Origin of the sequence: Candidatus Thiothrix putei, from assembly GCA_029972225.1 — a bacterium.
Classification (GTDB): domain Bacteria; phylum Pseudomonadota; class Gammaproteobacteria; order Thiotrichales; family Thiotrichaceae; genus Thiothrix; species Thiothrix putei.
The window spans coordinates 1,310,865-1,328,048 of the sequence record CP124756.1 but is presented as its reverse complement, the minus strand read 5'-3'; the positions used below and the strand labels follow the sequence as shown (position 1 = coordinate 1,328,048).

The 17,184-nt window shown below is 50.8% G+C and carries 15 protein-coding genes; 2 read left to right on the top strand and 13 right to left on the bottom strand.

Features of this window, described 5'->3' with window-relative positions; all coding sequences use genetic code 11:
- Positions 1 to 2 precede the first annotated feature (2 nt).
- A complete protein-coding gene (locus QJT81_06815; protein WGZ95692.1) occupies positions 3 to 206 on the top strand; it encodes a DUF465 domain-containing protein in 204 nt (67 codons plus the stop codon).
- A gap of 10 nt (positions 207 to 216) precedes the next feature.
- Here QJT81_06815 and QJT81_06810 read toward each other — a convergent pair whose 3' ends face one another.
- From QJT81_06810 to QJT81_06795, 4 genes are all read right to left on the bottom strand, one after another.
- Positions 217 to 1,176, bottom strand: coding sequence for a Nudix family hydrolase (locus QJT81_06810; GenBank protein WGZ95691.1), 960 nt, complete (start codon positions 1,174 to 1,176; stop codon positions 217 to 219).
- Positions 1,157 to 2,365 carry a bifunctional glutamate N-acetyltransferase/amino-acid acetyltransferase ArgJ gene (argJ, locus tag QJT81_06805; GenBank protein WGZ95690.1) on the bottom strand — a complete coding sequence of 403 codons (1,209 nt, stop codon included), beginning with the start codon at positions 2,363 to 2,365 and terminating at the stop codon, positions 1,157 to 1,159. Before argJ ends, QJT81_06810 begins: the two co-directional genes overlap by 20 nt.
- A gap of 21 nt (positions 2,366 to 2,386) precedes the next feature.
- Positions 2,387 to 5,098 (bottom strand): preprotein translocase subunit SecA, encoded by a 2,712-nt coding sequence (secA, locus tag QJT81_06800; GenBank protein ID WGZ95689.1) that lies wholly within the window; start codon positions 5,096 to 5,098, stop codon positions 2,387 to 2,389.
- A 118-nt stretch (positions 5,099 to 5,216) separates the two neighbouring features.
- Entirely contained in the window at positions 5,217 to 6,131 is a 915-nt protein-coding gene (locus QJT81_06795; protein WGZ95688.1) for a peptidoglycan DD-metalloendopeptidase family protein, read from the bottom strand.
- A 137-nt stretch (positions 6,132 to 6,268) separates the two neighbouring features.
- Between QJT81_06795 and QJT81_06790 the strand changes: the two genes are divergently transcribed.
- Positions 6,269 to 6,691: a hypothetical protein gene (locus tag QJT81_06790; GenBank protein WGZ95687.1), complete on the top strand. Its 423-nt coding sequence runs from the start codon at positions 6,269 to 6,271 to the stop codon at positions 6,689 to 6,691.
- Positions 6,692 to 6,695: 4 nt separating this feature from the next.
- On the opposite strand, the gene lpxC is transcribed toward QJT81_06790, so the two are convergent.
- From lpxC to murD, 9 genes are all read right to left on the bottom strand, one after another.
- Entirely contained in the window at positions 6,696 to 7,613 is a 918-nt protein-coding gene (gene lpxC / locus QJT81_06785; GenBank protein ID WGZ95686.1) for a UDP-3-O-acyl-N-acetylglucosamine deacetylase, read from the bottom strand.
- A 231-nt stretch (positions 7,614 to 7,844) separates the two neighbouring features.
- A complete protein-coding gene (ftsZ, locus tag QJT81_06780; GenBank protein ID WGZ95685.1) occupies positions 7,845 to 9,059 on the bottom strand; it encodes a cell division protein FtsZ in 1,215 nt (404 codons plus the stop codon).
- A gap of 18 nt (positions 9,060 to 9,077) precedes the next feature.
- Positions 9,078 to 10,322, bottom strand: coding sequence for a cell division protein FtsA (gene ftsA / locus QJT81_06775; GenBank protein WGZ95684.1), 1,245 nt, complete (start codon positions 10,320 to 10,322; stop codon positions 9,078 to 9,080).
- Complete coding sequence (locus QJT81_06770; GenBank protein ID WGZ95683.1) at positions 10,303 to 11,127, bottom strand: cell division protein FtsQ/DivIB; 825 nt, start codon at positions 11,125 to 11,127, stop codon at positions 10,303 to 10,305. The genes ftsA and QJT81_06770 overlap by 20 nt, the downstream gene beginning before the upstream one ends.
- Positions 11,127 to 12,047 carry a D-alanine--D-alanine ligase gene (locus QJT81_06765; GenBank protein WGZ95682.1) on the bottom strand — a complete coding sequence of 307 codons (921 nt, stop codon included), beginning with the start codon at positions 12,045 to 12,047 and terminating at the stop codon, positions 11,127 to 11,129. The genes QJT81_06770 and QJT81_06765 overlap by 1 nt, the downstream gene beginning before the upstream one ends.
- Positions 12,044 to 13,480, bottom strand: a complete 1,437-nt coding sequence (murC, locus tag QJT81_06760) for a UDP-N-acetylmuramate--L-alanine ligase (protein ID WGZ95681.1) — start codon at positions 13,478 to 13,480, stop codon at positions 12,044 to 12,046. The genes QJT81_06765 and murC overlap by 4 nt, the downstream gene beginning before the upstream one ends.
- Entirely contained in the window at positions 13,477 to 14,601 is a 1,125-nt protein-coding gene (gene murG / locus QJT81_06755; GenBank protein WGZ95680.1) for an undecaprenyldiphospho-muramoylpentapeptide beta-N-acetylglucosaminyltransferase, read from the bottom strand. The genes murC and murG overlap by 4 nt, the downstream gene beginning before the upstream one ends.
- A complete protein-coding gene (gene ftsW / locus QJT81_06750) occupies positions 14,591 to 15,820 on the bottom strand; it encodes a putative lipid II flippase FtsW (protein WGZ95679.1) in 1,230 nt (409 codons plus the stop codon). The genes murG and ftsW overlap by 11 nt, the downstream gene beginning before the upstream one ends.
- A complete protein-coding gene (gene murD, locus QJT81_06745; protein ID WGZ95678.1) occupies positions 15,817 to 17,175 on the bottom strand; it encodes a UDP-N-acetylmuramoyl-L-alanine--D-glutamate ligase in 1,359 nt (452 codons plus the stop codon). Before murD ends, ftsW begins: the two co-directional genes overlap by 4 nt.
- Positions 17,176 to 17,184 lie beyond the last annotated feature (9 nt).

Sequence of the window (17,184 nt, the reverse complement as noted above, 5' to 3'; positions counted from 1 at the left end):
TTATGCAGCAAGACACGGAAGCACTTCACCGGAAACTCGCGGAACTCACCCAAGAACACCGGGAACTGGATGAGGTTCTTGCAACATTATTGCAAGAACCTCACAGTGATCAAATCAGGATTTCACGTTTAAAAAAACGCAAGCTATTGTTAAAAGATATGATTTCACGCATCAATAGTCAGTTAATTCCAGACCTCAATGCTTGAAACACTTAGACTACACATCCCACAAACGACGGATGGCAGCAATACCCTGTCCTCCGTAATGCCGCGCTGTTGACACGTGTTGAGCATCCATACCACCAAGAGCGTATACAGGAATATTCACCTGATCCACCATAGCAGCGAATACCTCCCAACCTAAATGCTCTTCTCCCGGATGCGATAACGTTGGTAAGACGGGCGAGAGGAAAGCAAAGTCCGCACCAAGCATGGCTACCTGTTGCAACTCCGCTACGCTATGGCAAGAAGCTGATAACCATTGCCCCGGCAATAAGGTATCCCTGATACTCGCTGCGCTCTCAGTAAAGAGCTGACGGCTCGTCAGATGTAAACCATCTGCCTGCACCAGCATCTCAGGGGGGGAGTTCAGCATAATCGTTGCACCAAACGAATGCCCCAAACGAATCACTTCATGAGCTAAGGCCACGTAGCCTGCTGCATCCAATGTTTTCGCACGAAAAACAATCAGACGCACACCAGCCTGTAAACGTTGCACTAACTGTTGCAAAAACTTAGCGGAATCTTGTGGCTCTGGCGTAATCAGACAATGAGCAGGCAAACGTGCCGCGTTAACAATCGGTGCATTAGCGGGAGGAAATTCAAGTGCTGACAATTGATCAACGTGAAACCATGCGACAGGCTGCCCTTCTCGCCCATGCGCCTCGCCACTGAAAGCCGTTACCTCCCACACATCCAGTAATACTGCACGTTCAGGATAAACATAGCGAACCTTGATCAAGGGCGCTGCATCCTCCACGGTAATGCCGAGTTCTTCGTGCAGTTCACGGCTTAGCGCTTGCTGTGGCGTTTCACCGGATTCGACTTTGCCACCGGGAAACTCCCACTTACCGCCCTGATGTTTATTGGCAGGGCGTTGTGCCAACAAGATATTGCCTGATGCATCACGGATAACCGCTGCGACAACATGCAAATAGTCAACTGCGGTATTCGGCATTGATTTTGACGTAATCGTAAGAAAAATCACATGTCCACGTCGTCGCACTGGCTTCGCCACGCCCTAAATGGATACGAATATCGATTTCATCGCGCTTGGTTTCTGCTGCGCCCAATTCTTCACGGTAGGTGACGGCTGGCTCACCGTTTTCGATCAACAGCGTTTTACCTAACCAAATACTAATACGGCTTACATCCAACGCATCAACATGACTACGTCCTACGGCGGCAAGAATACGCCCCCAGTTCGGGTCACTGGCAAATAATGCGGTTTTCACCAACGGGGATAATGCCACGGTATTGCCAACGACACGGGCTTCAGCACGCGTTGCAGCACCTTGCACAGCAATGCTGATGAACTTGGTTGCACCTTCACCATCACGCACAATCGCTTGGGCTAAATACAGACAAACCTCCAATAGGGCTTGACGGAACGCAGGCAAACCATCACCGCCTACATAAATACCTGAACTGCCAGTTGCCATGACAATCAAAGAATCATTAGTTGAAGTATCGCCATCAACAGTGATGCAGTTGAAAGTTTCTTCCACTACATCATTCAACAGATTTTGTAGAATGTCTTTTTCAACCAAGGCATCGGTAGCAACATACGCCAACATGGTTGCCATATTGGGGTGAATCATCCCCGCACCTTTCGCAATCCCCGTGATTGTCACGGTTTCACCAAAGATTTCCACTTGGCGGCTTAGCGCTTTCGCTACCGTATCCGTAGTCATAATAGTACGCGAGGCTTCCATCCAACCGCCTGCATCCAATTTAGCAAAGGCTTCTGGCAAAGCAGTGGTTATTTTATCCACTGGCAATTGCTGACCAATCACACCAGTTGAGAAAGGCAACACTTGCTCCGCCCAACATGCACCCTGCTGTGCCACTTGCTCACAACTTTCACGGGCAGCCTGCATACCCAGCTCACCCGTACCTGCATTCGCATTGCCCGCATTAATCAACAAATAGCGTGGATTAGAATGCTGTAAGTTATGGCGGCAAACATGCACAGGTGCTGCACAAAACGCATTACGTGTGAACACTGCCGCTGTATGGCTACCCGGTTCCAACTCAATCAATAACACATCGTTACGATTTTTGTAGCGAATACCGGCATTAACCGATGCTAAACGCACACCAGCAATGGGCAATAAAGTATCAGGTGCATGTAAGTTGACTGCCATGTTACCTACTCCGGGATAAAATCAAACCAATTGACCGTGACAATTTTTGTATTTCTTACCAGAACCACACGGACAAGGGTCATTACGCCCTACTTTCAGGCCATCACGCTCATAGGGATTACTCGTGTTACTACCCACTACGGCATCCACCACCTCCTCATCCTCGAAAGCATTACCTGCATCAGGGTGAGAAAAGGCCATCGGCTGAGGTTCATGCGTTTCTAGCTCAGCCATTGCTTGCTGCGGCTCTTGTAACTGGATACGCATGAGGAAAGCCACCACATCGTGCTTGATACGTTCCAGCAACTGCTCAAACATTTCAAACGCTTCACGCTTGTATTCCTGCTTAGGGTTTTTCTGCGCATAACCACGCAAGCCCACACTTTGACGCAAATAATCCATGGCTGCAAGATGCTCTTTCCATTCGCCATCCAGCACATGCAGCATCACATCACGTTCCAAACGGCGCATATTGGGTGCGCCAATCATGGTTTCCTTCTGCTGAAGCACGGCAGCAACCTGCTCCTGAACCCGGTCACGCAGACTTTCTTCATGCAAGTTTTTCTCGGTGGCTAACCATTGCTTGAGCGGCAAATCCACCCCGAAATCGGTGTAAAGCTGCTTGTAAAGGCCATCAACATCCCATTGCTCGTCAATACTGCCGGGTGGAATATGTGTCGCAAACATTGCATCGACGACATCTTCACGGATTGCCTCAATAGTATCCTTAATATCATCCACTTCCAGCAAATCATTGCGTTGGGAATACACTACCTTACGCTGATCATTGGCAACGTCATCGTACTCCAACAAATGTTTACGAATGTCGTAGTTGTGAGCTTCTACCTTACGCTGGGCATTTTCGATGGATTTGGATACCAAACCTGCTTCAATCGCCTGCCCTTTCTCCATCCCCAAACGCTGCATCATGCTTTTCACCCGCTCGGAGGCGAAAATACGCATCAGGTTATCTTCCAACGACAGGAAGAAGCGTGAAGAACCGGGGTCACCTTGACGACCGGCACGACCACGCAACTGGTTGTCAATACGGCGTGATTCGTGGCGTTCCGTACCAAGGATATGCAAACCACCGGAGGCCACTACCGCATCATGACGCTTCTGCCACAAGGCTTTGATTTTGCTAACGGCTTCAGGATTGGGATTTTCACCCAACTGTTTGAGTTCTTCATCCATGCTACCGCCGAGGACAATATCTGTACCACGACCTGCCATGTTCGTGGCAATCGTCACCGCTCCGGGGCGACCCGCATTAGCAATAATATGGGCTTCACGTTCATGCTGCTTAGCATTGAGGACTTCATGCGGAATTCGCAATTCTTTCAGCTTGTTGGACACTAACTCCGACGTCTCAATCGACGCTGTACCCACCAAAACCGGTCTGCCTTTAGCGACTTCGGTTTCGATTTCCTTGATGATGGCTTCGTATTTCTCTTCCGCCGTCAGGTAAATCAAATCGTTGGAATCAATTCGCTGCATGGGACGATGCGTTGGAATAACCACAACTTCCAAGCCATAGATCTGTTGCAACTCGAACGCTTCCGTGTCAGCCGTCCCCGTCATACCAGAGAGCTTTTCATACAAACGGAAATAATTCTGGAACGTAATCGACGCCAGTGTTTGGTTTTCAGCCTGAATCTCGACTTTTTCTTTGGCCTCAATCGCTTGATGCAACCCTTCCGACCAGCGACGTCCCGGCATTGTACGACCGGTAAATTCATCGACAATGACGATTTTGCCATCGCGCACAATGTAATCGACGTTACGCTGGAACAGCGCATGAGCACGCAAAGCAGCATTCAGGTGATGCAACACACTGATGCTCACCGTATCATACAAACCTTGACCTTCCGGCAACACGCCTGCCTGCCATAGCAATTGTTCCGCACGTTCTTGACCTGTTTCAGTCATGTAGACCTGACGGGCTTTTTCATCCACAGAATAATCGCCATCACCGTTTTCTTCCTGTTGCTTTTCCAACATCGGGATGAGTTGGTCGATTGCCATATACAGTTGGGACGCATCATGGCTAGGGCCGGAAATAATCAGCGGGGTACGCGCCTCATCAATCAGGATGGAGTCGACCTCATCCACAATCGCGTAATACAGATCACGTTGCACCCGGTCTTCCTTACGGAAGGCCATGTTATCGCGTAAATAGTCAAAACCAAATTCGTTGTTAGTACCGTAAGTAATATCAGCCGCATAGGCTTCACGACGTTGCTCAGAACTCAAACCATTGATAATAACCCCGGTCGTCAGCCCTAAGAAACCGTACAAACGCGACATTTGTACGGCATCACGCTGTGCAAGGTAATCATTGACAGTGATGACATGCATCCCATTACCCGGCAAAGCATTCAGGTAAGCAGCTAACGTTGCCACCAAGGTTTTACCTTCACCGGTTTTCATTTCAGCAATTTTGCCGTCATTCAATACCATACCGCCGATCATCTGCACGTCATAATGGCGCATCCCCAACACCCGTTGGCTGGCTTCGCGGACAACAGCAAATGCTTCAGGCAATAAGCTAGCGAGCGTTTCATCCTGTTGCAGACGATTACGGAACTCGGTGGTTTTTGCCGCTAATTGGGCATCAGACAGCGCTTTGTACTGTTCTTCCAGCGCATTGATTTTCTTGACGGCTTTGGAATAAGACTTGACCAGACGGTCATTGCGGCTGCCAAAAATCTTTTTGGCTACAGAACCCAGCATACGTTTACTCTCTTGTATCCTTTCCAAACAGAAAGTCCGGTGCAACGCTGTGCGGACACATCGCTACACCGGACGGTTTGTATTACATTATATACGGTTTAACTGGCTGTACGGTGAATTATTCTTCGTGTCCAAGGTATTCACGCGGATTAACCTGTTCGCCATTCTTTAATACTTCAAGATGCAGGTGGGAACCTGTGGAACGCCCCGTGCTTCCCATCCACGCAACATTATCACCCTTTTTCACCACTTCGCCTTCGGCAACCTTCGTGGTACTTAAATGAGCATAGCGGCTAATTAAGCCATCGCCATGATCAACCTCGACGACATTGCCATAACCATCATTGCGATTCCCAGCGAAAGAAACCACCCCACCACCTACCGCATAAATTTCCGTACCTTGTGGCCCCGCATAGTCAACGCCTTTGTGCATTTTCTGACGACCATTAAAAGGGTCACGCCGGAAACCAAACTCAGAAGAGATGTAACCACTGCGTACTGGCCTACCACTAGGAGAGACTTCTGCTTGCACATTAATACCCTCAAGAATCTGGTCTAAGGTCGCCAACATACCTTTTTGGCGATCCAGATTATTTTCAACCAGCTCAAACGAGGCTAAAAATTCATTGGATGATAATTTGGGAATAACAACCTCAGGCTCTTCACTAGCGAGACCGCCTCGCGCAGGTTTGGTATCCAACGAGAATTCCTGGGGATCAAGTTTGGCTTTATTCGCAACACGTTTTGCCAAAGCATTCAAACGTGCGATTTCTGCTTCCAATGTACCTAAACGCACCGATAATGTATCCACATCGACAGTATAGTTAGCGTAGGCTTTCTTAATCTGGTCAACCGTAGAAATTTGCTGCTCCAGAGCAGATAACAGTTTGCTCGCATCATTTTCAGACACTTCAGCATTCGGCGGCGTAGCATCGAGTTGGTAAAGACCCAGCATTTGGTTAACGGAAAGCCCTACCACCAGCAAAGCAACGATGCCTGCGGGGATAATCAGGTGTTTCCAGGGGTGTAACATAAACGATCTACGGCGTGTGCCGTCATCACTAAGACAGATTACCTGCATGATAGTAAATCTCTTGGATTCCTCACTAGCTAAAAAAATGCGACTATAGCGTTTATAGTAGAAGATTGTGGATTTCGGGGAGCACAACCATGATGAAAAAAATTAATCAACTGATTAGCAAGGGGTTTGATGAGAAATTGTATCAGCTTGACCAACTCACGGCAGAAATTGCGTGCTTCTTTTCTGTTCCTGTAGAAAACCACTTTTGGCCTTTGTTAAAAAACCAACGTATAACACTCCTAACCGACGACCCTCATTTTGCTACGCAAGCCCGCTTTCAGCAGCACTTACTCAGCAAACATTTAAGCAAATGCTTAAACACTAACATTCGCGGCATTGATATTAAGGTGATCGGCTTACATCTTGCAAGTGTTGAGCAAAAGACAGGCAATTTTAGACTCTCAAACAATGCTGCCATTATCATGCAAAGCATCGCCCAAGGTATTGATGATAAAGAACTTCGAGCCGCCGTCCAGCAACTTGCACAAACAGCTAGCCACTCACGACCTTGATAGTTCAAATCCCGACAAAGGCATAGTTGTCTGCAAAAATGGCTTGTTCTCTTTGTTTTTCGTCCAGCGTAACCATTTCCCAAGCATCCTGCTGCTGAAGTAACTCACGTACCAGTAAGTTATTGATAGCATGACCTGATTTATGCCCCTGATAATAACCAATGATGCCATGCCCTAATGTATACAAGTCACCAATCGCATCAAGGATTTTGTGACGGATAAACTCATCGCGATAACGCAGACCATCCTGATTCAGTACACGAAACTCATCCAGTACAATGGCGTTTTCCAGACTACCACCTAAACCCAGATTACGGGAACGCAGCATTTCTACGTCACGCATAAACCCAAAGGTACGGGCACGGGCAATCTCACTCGCATAAGCTTGCCGAGAAAAGTCGATTTCCAAAGCTTGCGCGGTAGAACTAACAGCAGGGTGATCAAATTCAATTTCAAAGCTGGCTTTAAAACCAGCATACGGTAGTAATTTCGCCCAAGCATTACTTCGGCTAGCTTCAAGCGGCTTTTTGATGCGGATAAAACGCTTAGGTGCTTTGAGTTCTTCGATACCCGTAGACAACAGTAGGTATAGAAAAGGAGCCGCACTGCCATCCATGATAGGAATTTCTGCGGCATCTAAATCCACATAGAGATTATCTATTCCTAAACCTGCCAATGCGGATAACAAATGCTCGACCGTGGCGACTTTTGCATCGTCAGCAATCAAAGCGGTGCAAAGCATGGTCTCACCCACCCGTTCAGGGTGAAGCTCAATCAACGCGGGCGGATTCATATCAACCCGGCGAAACACAATGCCAGTATTGGAAGATGCTGGGCGTAAAGTCATGGAGACTTTTTTACCAGAGTGTAAGCCGATACCGATAGTCGATACCGTTGCTTTCAATGTCCGTTGCCTTAACAAGGTATACTCCCTTTCGTTGTTGGCGTGTTATTTTTTAGAATCCGCGAATTCTAGTCGATTTGACTTATTAGAGTCTGAACAAGTTTCCTCAAATACACGAAATTGCCCAAAATCGACTTACGTAAACATTATCTTCTCAAATAACAAACCATTGACACCCCCATTGGCATTGGAGCATTTGCTCCAATGCATCGACGGGCATGTCGACTGTCCAACGAAACAGTATAATTATTAATCAGCTTGCTTACGCAGAAAAGCAGGAATGTCTAAGCTACTTTCGCTGCCATTACGGATATATGTTGGGGTATCGCGAACCGCACCATAAGAACCACGGACGCCAGGCACATCCTGCGCTAGTACCACAGGCGGTAGCTCACGCACACGATTGCGCTGCTCGTTTACCGCTGCCTGCTGTTGAGCATGACGGTCTACACCTCTTGCAGGTTGTTGACCAACCACTGACAAGGCCGGGCGTGCTGCTGTCAAACCGCCTTCTTCCAACCCCGTTGCAACGATCGTGACACGAATCTTGTCGCCCAACTCCGGATTCAATGTTGTACCTATGATCACATTGGCATCATCTGCGGCAAACTGCCCCACGACAGACCCCACTTCTTCAAACTCGTGCATGGTCATATCCAAACCACCACTAATGCTAACCAGAATACCGTGAGAGCCATCCAAACGGATGTCTTCCAACAGTGGGCTGGAAATTGCCATTTGCGCCGCTTTGGAAGCACGGTCTTCACCTTGTGCTTCACCTGACCCCATCATGGTAACACCGCCGTTCATCATGACTGCACGCACGTCAGCAAAGTCAACGTTGATCAACCCCGGATTAGTGATGAGTTCCGCAATACCTTGTACCGCTTTCAGTAACACATCATTCGCTGCTTCAAAAGCGGATAGCAAAGAGACGTTCTTACCCAATGAAGTCAGCAATTTCTGGTTAGGAATGGTAATCAGGGAGTCAACATGCTTGTGCAACTCGGTAATACCTGCATCCGCAGACTTCTTGCGACGTGAACCTTCCATCAAGAAGGGACGGGTCACCACCGCAACGGTCAAAATTCCCATGTCACGTGCAATTTCAGCAATGACTGGCGCAGCACCTGTCCCTGTACCACCACCCATACCAGCAGTGATGAACAACATATCCGTACCGCTCACCAATTCTTTGATGCGTTCACGGTCTTCGATGGCAGCTTCGCGCCCAATTTCAGGGTTTGCGCCCGCACCCAGACCTTTGGTCAAGGAAGTACCCAATTGCAGGACACTTTTGACGCCAATCCCAGCTAATGCTTGGGAATCAGTATTCGCACAAATGTATTCAACACCTTCGATACCGGATGCCAGCATGTGCTTGACCGCATTGCCACCGCCGCCGCCGACACCAATTACTTTGATTGCAGCACCTTTGGCTGCGCTATCCATAAATTCAAACATGCCCGTACTCTCCGACTGTTAAAAATTACCGTTAAACCAGCTTTTCAAGCGATCCCACCAGCCATCTTCCGTCGACATAACGCCAGGGGTTGGATAGGTACGCTTGGTGCCATATGCCTGCTGTGCCATCCCGTACAGCAGTAGCCCTACCCCAGTGGAATGGATAGGATTTTCGACTTCACCGCGCAAGCCACCGATATTCCGAGGCATTCCAATCCTAACCGGCATATGGAACACTTCTTCAGCTAACTCGCGTACTCCCCGCATTTTGGAAGAGCCGCCTGTCAGCACGATACCTGCACCAATTCGTTCTTCATAACCGCTACGACGCAATTCCTGAAGCACGAGTGAAAACAATTCTTCATAACGGGGTTCGATCACGGACGCCAATGTCTGCACTGACAGACTGCGCGGTTCCCGCTCCCCGACACCCGGCACTTCAATCAACTCATCCTCATCGACAAGCTGGCGTAAAGCCCGACCGTGTTTAATCTTAATCTCTTCTGCGTGTTGCGTCGGGGTTCTGACCGCTACCGCAATGTCATTGGTGACTTGATCACCCGCAATAGGAATGACGGCAGTGTGATGAATTGAACCATTCATGAACACCGCAATGTCGCTAGTCCCGCCACCGATGTCAACGAGGCATACACCCAGTTCTTTTTCATCTTCTTCCAACACCGCATAGCTGGAGGCAACTTGTTCCAGAATGATGTCTTCAACGTGTAAACCGCAACGCTCCACACATTTGACTAAATTCTGTGCCGCACTATGCGCTGCCGTCACCAGATGCACCCGTGCCTCCAAACGCACCCCGGACATACCAATCGGTTCACGAATACCTTCTTGCTGGTCGATCACATATTCCTGCGGCAACACATGCAAAATCCGTTGGTCAGCAGGGACAGCCACTGCACGCGCCGCATCCATCACCCGCTCAACATCGCTTACGGTGACTTCTTTATCCTTAATAGCCACAATGCCATGGGAGTTCAGGCTACGAACATGACTACCGGCAATACCCACATATACGGAGCGGATTTGGATACCCGCCATCAATTCGGCTTCTTCCACTGCACGCTGAATCGACTGGATAGTGGACTCAATATTGACCACCACACCTTTTTTCATCCCCCGTGATGGGTATGAACCGATACCAATAATCTCCAAACGTCCAGCGTCATTGATTTCACCAACCAAAGCAACCACTTTCGAGGTTCCCAGATCCAGCGCTACAATCACGTTATGATCTTTTTTTGACATCACTCACTCCTGCGACTCCGTTCGTTGAATCCCGCGAGCCGACTGGGGATTTTTTCCATTCCACTGCAAAACCATTGGTATAACGCAAATCTACTCGCCGTACATTCGCTAGTTTTTTGGCTAACTCTTGCTGGAAACCAACCCTGAACCGTTGTATCCGGCGTTCTTGATCTTCGCTACCAATCATAATTTCTGGGCCATCTTTAATCTTTAAGCGCCATGAACCGCTTTCATCTTCGGTCAACTCCGAAATTTCCAATGGCAAATCTTTCAGCCATTCCTTGACCTGCAAATAACGTTCAGCGATTTCACGCCCTTTATCTTCAGGACTGTACAAGGTCGGCAACAAGCCACGTATAGAAGACAAATCAGCGGCAAATAATTCACCGTACTTATTCATTAAGCGCTCACGCCCCCACAAGGCGACAGGATGCTGTTCCTCAATCCCCACAATCAACTGATCAGGCCACGCTTTACGCAAGGTAACAGCCCGTACCCAAGGTAGTGTTTTCAAATCAGTCTCTAATGCATTCACATCAAGCAGGTATAGGTTGGTCTGTTGGTATTTTCCAATAACCGCCTGTAACTCTGCATCTTTGATGAACTTCCTCTCGCCTTGTAGATCAATCCGACTAATGGGCAGGTTTTCTGGGTTATTGAGCATGGCTCTTACTCCCAGCACTCCCGCCAACAGCATTAGCCCTAACACCAACACCGCCACTAACCTCAACAGACCCGGTGAAATCTCAGTGAAACTGAAACTTGTGCGAGTCCGTTTAACCGTGTTGCGGCGTGGTGTTGCCATTACAATGTCGTCTCCAAAATGCGCACAACCAGCGCGTTAAAATCCATTCCAATCGCGCGAGCGCCCATTGGCACCAAACTGTGATCCGTCATACCGGGGTTAGTATTGACTTCGATCAACCATGCTTTGCCTTGGGCATCCCGCATCAGGTCAACCCGACCCCAGCCACGCCCGCCAACCGCTGCAAAGGCTTGCTGTGCCAGCACTTGCATGGCCTGCTCTTCTGACTCGTTTAAACCACAGGGGCAAAAATAATGGGTATCATCCGAGACATATTTCGCCTCGTAATCGTAAAACTCACCCGGCACTTCCAAGCGAATCAGCGGCAATGATTCGCCAGCAACGATTCCGGCGGTATATTCCGCACCGGTTATCCACTGCTCAGCAATCACCACCGCGCTGCATTCAGCGGCTTTGTGATAAGCACCCGCCAAATCCGCCGCCACTTTCACTTTGCTCATGCCAATGCTGGAACCTTCCGTCGCCGGTTTCACCATCAAGGGCAAGCCTAGCTCGGCAACCACTGCCTCAAAATCGGTAGCCGCCGTCAGCACCCGATACGCTGGCGTCGGCAACCCCGCACCTGCCCACACCCGCTTGGTCATGAGCTTATCCATGCTGATCGCCGAAGCCATTACCCCACAACCGGTGTAAGGCAGACCCAAAATTTCCAGCGCACCTTGCAACACGCCATCTTCGCCGCCCGCGCCGTGCAGAATATTAAATACCCGATCAAAGCCACCGTCTTGAAGCGTCTTAATAATGTTACGGTCAACATCAATACCGTGCGCATCCACGCCACTGGCTTGCAAGCCTGCCAGCACTGCCGCACCACTTTTCAGCGAAATCGGGCGTTCGGCTGCCCAACCACCGTATAACACCGCGACTTTGCCGAATTTAGCGACTGGGTTCTGACTCATGCACCACCCTCCGGCTTCAGCATCAGTTTTTCGGGCAAGCTCGCGGCTAATGCGCCCACGCTACCCGCGCCTTGGGTCAAAATCACATCGCCATCCTGCAATACATGCTTTAACACGCCCGGTACATCTTCCACGTCAGTCACAAAAATCGGGTCAACCTTGCCACGGATACGAATCGCCCGTGCCAACGCCCGCCCATCCGCACCCGGAATCGGCTGTTCGCTGGCGGGGTACACATCCATCAACACCAGCACATCGGTTTCCGACAACACTTGCGCGAAATCTTCAAACAAATCGCGGGTACGGGTGTAACGGTGCGGCTGAAACACCTGCACCAAACGCCGCGTCGGCCAGGCATTGCGCACTGCCTCCAGTGTCGCTTTCATTTCACGCGGGTGATGCCCGTAATCATCGACCAAGGTTGCCTGCTTACCCGGCGCGAAAGTAATGTCACCGTATTGCTGGAAACGCCGCCCCACCCCGTCAAATTTGCGCAAACCATCCATAATGGCTTGATCCGACACATCCAATTCCGCCGCAATCGCAATCGCCGCCAGTGCATTCAAGACGTTATGACGCCCCGGCAAATTCAGCACGATGTCCAAGGTGCGATTACCTTTGACGCAATGCACCGTAAAATGGCTTTGTGTACCCTCAAAGCGTAGATTCGTCGCCCGCACATCCGCTTCCTGATCAATGCCGTAGGTGACAATCGGTCGCCTAACGTCCGGCATGATTTCACGCACGTATTCATCATCCACACACAACACCGCCAGCCCGTAGAACGGCAAGTGGTGCAAAAACTCCACAAACGTTTGCTTCAACTTATTGAAATCGTTGCCATACGTCGACATGTGGTCTTCGTCGATATTCGTGACCACCGCAATCATCGGTTGCAGATGCAGGAATGACGCATCGCTTTCATCCGCCTCCGCCACCAGATATTCACCCGTGCCGAGTTTGGAATTACTCGCGGAACTGTTCAGCTTGCCACCGATCACGTAGGTCGGATCCATCCCACCTTCCACCAGCAAACTCGTGGTCAGACTGGTCGTCGTGGTTTTACCGTGCGTACCTGCCACCGCAATGCCCTGCCGGAAACGCATCAGTTCCGCCAACATTTCCGCACGGCGCACAATCGGCAAACGTTTTTCACGCGCCGCGACGATTTCAGGGTTAGTCGCATCAATCGCGGTCGACACCACGATCACGTCTGCACCCGCAACGTTTTCCGCTGCATGACCTTTGTAAACCGTAATCCCCAACGATTGCAGGCGGCGGGTCATCGCGCCCTCTGCCACATCCGAACCGGATACCTGATAGCCCAAATTGGCGACCACCTCAGCAATACCGCCCATCCCCGCACCACCGATACCGATGAAATGCAGCCGATTAATGCGTTTGCGAGCCAGATCGTCATTGCCTATTTTCATTGTTGTTTTCCTGCTGAATTATCGAAATCATAACCGGCGTAAGCGGCACAAATCGCCGCCACTTGTGCCGTTGCATGAGGCTTCGCCAAGGTGCGCGACGCGATGCTCATTTGCCGTAAACGGGCGCGATCCGTACACAACTCTTTTAATACGCCCGCGAGTTTTTCTGGGGTTAAATCGCGCTGCTGAATCAATAACGCCGCGCCGTTTTCGGCCAAGTAATTGCCGTTCGCGGTCTGGTGATCATCCACCGCGTGTGGGTAAGGCACTAACACTGCCGCCACACCTGCCGCTGCCAATTCGGCAATGGTGAGCGCACCGGCACGGCAAATCACCAAATCCGCCCATGCATACGCTTCCGCCATGTCCTCAATGAACGGCATCACCTCCGCTTCAACACCAGCTACGGCGTATTGGCTACGGGCATCCTCAATATTTTTCACACCAGCTTGGTGGCGCACTAACGGGCGAATTGCCGTATCCAATTGCGCCAATGCTTGCGGAACCATCTGGTTTAACGCTTGCGCCCCCAGACTGCCACCGACCACTAATACGTGTACCGGCTCATCGTCACAATCAACCAAACGCTCCAAGGGCGCGGGCAAACTGGCAATGTCCAAACGCACTGGGTTGCCGGTTGCCATCACCTTTTGGCTCGCAGTAAACGTGCCAGGGAAACCTTCCAACACCCGCCGACTAACGCGGGATAACAGCTTATTGGTTAAACCTGCGACGGCATTCTGCTCATGAATCACTACCGGCTTGCCCAGCAACGCCGCCATCAAGCCACCGGGACCTGCCACAAATCCGCCCATGCCTAATACCGCAGCGGGCTGATGTTTGCGCACGATTTGCAGCGCCTGCCACAACGCCCGCACCAGATTCACTGGCGCTAACAACAATGCCCGCAAGCCTTTGCCACGCAAGGCACTGACATCCAACCACGCCATCTCGATACCGGCTTCGGGAATCACGCGTGCTTCCAATCCTTTGCGTGTTCCCATCCACACCACAGGAATCCCCTGGGCGATCAAAGCACGCGCCACCGCCAAACCGGGGTAAACATGCCCACCCGTGCCACCTGCGGTAATCATAATCGGACGCTGCTGTTTACTCGCCACGGGTAGTCCTCCGAATCGCTCGCGCTTTGGGTGGTTTGGGCGCACGCACTTCTGGTAAACCAAACTGCACCAACTGGGTTTCACGGTGCACCCGCATCAATAAAGCCATTGCCATCAACGTGACCAATAAACTGCTCCCGCCATAACTCATCAACGGCAAGGTCAAACCTTTAGGGGGCAATACCGCCAAATTCACCCCAATATGCAGGATGACCTGAAACCCCATCCAAAACCCGATCCCATAAGCCACATACGCACCAAAATGCTTACCCGCTTTATCTGCCTGAAAGCCGATCACAAACGCACGTAACACCAGCCAACCGTACAAACTCAGCACCACCAACATGCCGATAAAGCCGAACTCTTCCGCCAATATTGAGAAAATAAAATCGTTGTGCGCTTCCGGCAGGTAAAACAACTTCTGGATACCGCCACCCAAGCCGTTGCCAAACCAACCTCCGTCACCAATCGCCATCAGCGCATGAACCGTCTGATACCCCTTGTCGGCTTCGTGCGCCCACGGGTTCATCAAGGCATCCCAACGCGCACCGCGATAGCCCATCATCGACACCGGAATCATTACCAAAATCGCGCCACCAATCAGGATACCCAGCCGTTGCAGCGGCACCCCCCCCAAAAACAGCAACGACAAACCCGTGACGAAAATAACAATCGTCGACCCAAAATCCGGCTCCAGCAATAACAAACCACCCGTGACCCCCAACACCACCAAAGGAATCAATAAGGGCTGATAAGACGGCGACGTTGCCAAGCTTTTCCCGTGGCGAATCAAGTAACCTGACAGGTACAGCAACATAATCAGTTTCGCCAGCTCCGACACCTGTATCGCCATGAAACCCAGATTTAGCCAACGCCGACTACCATTCACTTCCTTGCCAATACCGGGGATCAGCACCAACACCAACAACACTAGCACCAGCGGCAATAGACGCACCCCTAATTGCTGCCAGAAATCCACCCGAATTTGATACATCCCCAGCGCCAACACCACCCCAATCGCCAGATAGAACGCTTGGCGTTGCAGGTAAAAATACGGGTCGTTGTACTGTTTTTCTGCCACCCATAACGACGCCGATGCCAACATTACAATCCCGATACCGATGATAGCCAGCAACGCAATCAGCAAATCACGATCCACATAACGTGACCAAAAATTGTCGGTCGGGGTATCCAGCATCAAGCTAGGCAGTTTAATCATGGCAAGCTCCTGACTTCCGCAGTAAACACGTCACCGCGATGCACATAGCTTTTGAACATATCAAAACTCGCACAAGCCGGTGACAGCAGCACGTTATCCCCCGCTTGCGCCAACGCTGCTGCAATAGCCACAGCATCCGCCATATCATGCGCAAACACATACGGGGCATACCCCTCCACCACATCAGCAATTTTATTGCGATCCTCACCAATCAACACCAGCGCCCGTGCTTTTGCCATTGCCACCGCACGCAAGGGCGAAAAATCTGCCCCTTTGCCCTGCCCACCCGCAATCAACACGGTTTTGCCGGGTAAACCTGCTAAGGCTGCCAGCGTCGCGCCAACATTCGTGCCTTTGGAATCGTTATACCAATTCACCCCAGCGCGTTCGCGAACCCACTGGGTGCGATGTGCCAAGCCGCTGAACTCACGCAAAGCTGCCAACATACCATCCAGCGGAATACCGGCTGCCTCGCCCAACGCCAACGCTGCCAGTGCATTCGCGTAATTGTGCTCACCCGGCAATTTCATTTCATCCACCACCAGCAACAGGGTTTCACCCTTGGCTAACCAGCGTTTACCCGCGTGTTCACGCAGACCGTATTGACCGTCTGTCGGAATATCCAAGCCAAAACTGACGCTTCGACTGCGCTCAGCGTCCGTCAAGTCTGCCAGCATCGCCATTACCACCGCATCGTCACGATTTACTACCGCACATCCACAATGTTGGTACGCAACTTGCTTGGCGGCGGCATAATCAGCAAAGCTGGGGTATCTGTCCATGTGATCTTCGCTGACATTTAATACCACGGCTGAGACGGCGCGTAGCGACTGGGTGGTTTCCAATTGAAAGCTGGAAAGTTCCATCACATACAAATCCGGCGTCGGCTGTGCCAGCAAATCCAGCGCTGCATAGCCCAGATTGCCGCCTGCGTAAGACTTCATTCCGGCTTTTTGCGCCATTAAATCCACCAGCGTGGTAACACTGCTTTTGCCGTTAGAGCCGGTAATCGCAATCACGGGAGCTGGGGCTTCGCGCACAAACAACTCAATGTCACCAATGATTGCCGCACCGCGTTCACCAGCGGCATGGATTTCCGGGGTCGCAATCGCAATACCGGGGCTGACCACCAAGGTAGTTGCACTGGCAAACCAAGCAGCGGCCTCAGCAAATGCCCCAAAGTGGTAAGGCGTTTGTGGAAACTCTGCCAGCAACTCATCTTTGCCCGGCGGGTTAGCACGGCTATCCACCACCGCAAACGCCACCCCACGCGCCTGCAAATGCCGCGCAACCGACAACCCGGTCTGACCTAAGCCAACCACCAGCGTATCCCAATTGTGCATTTGCATTGTCATACCAGCGTC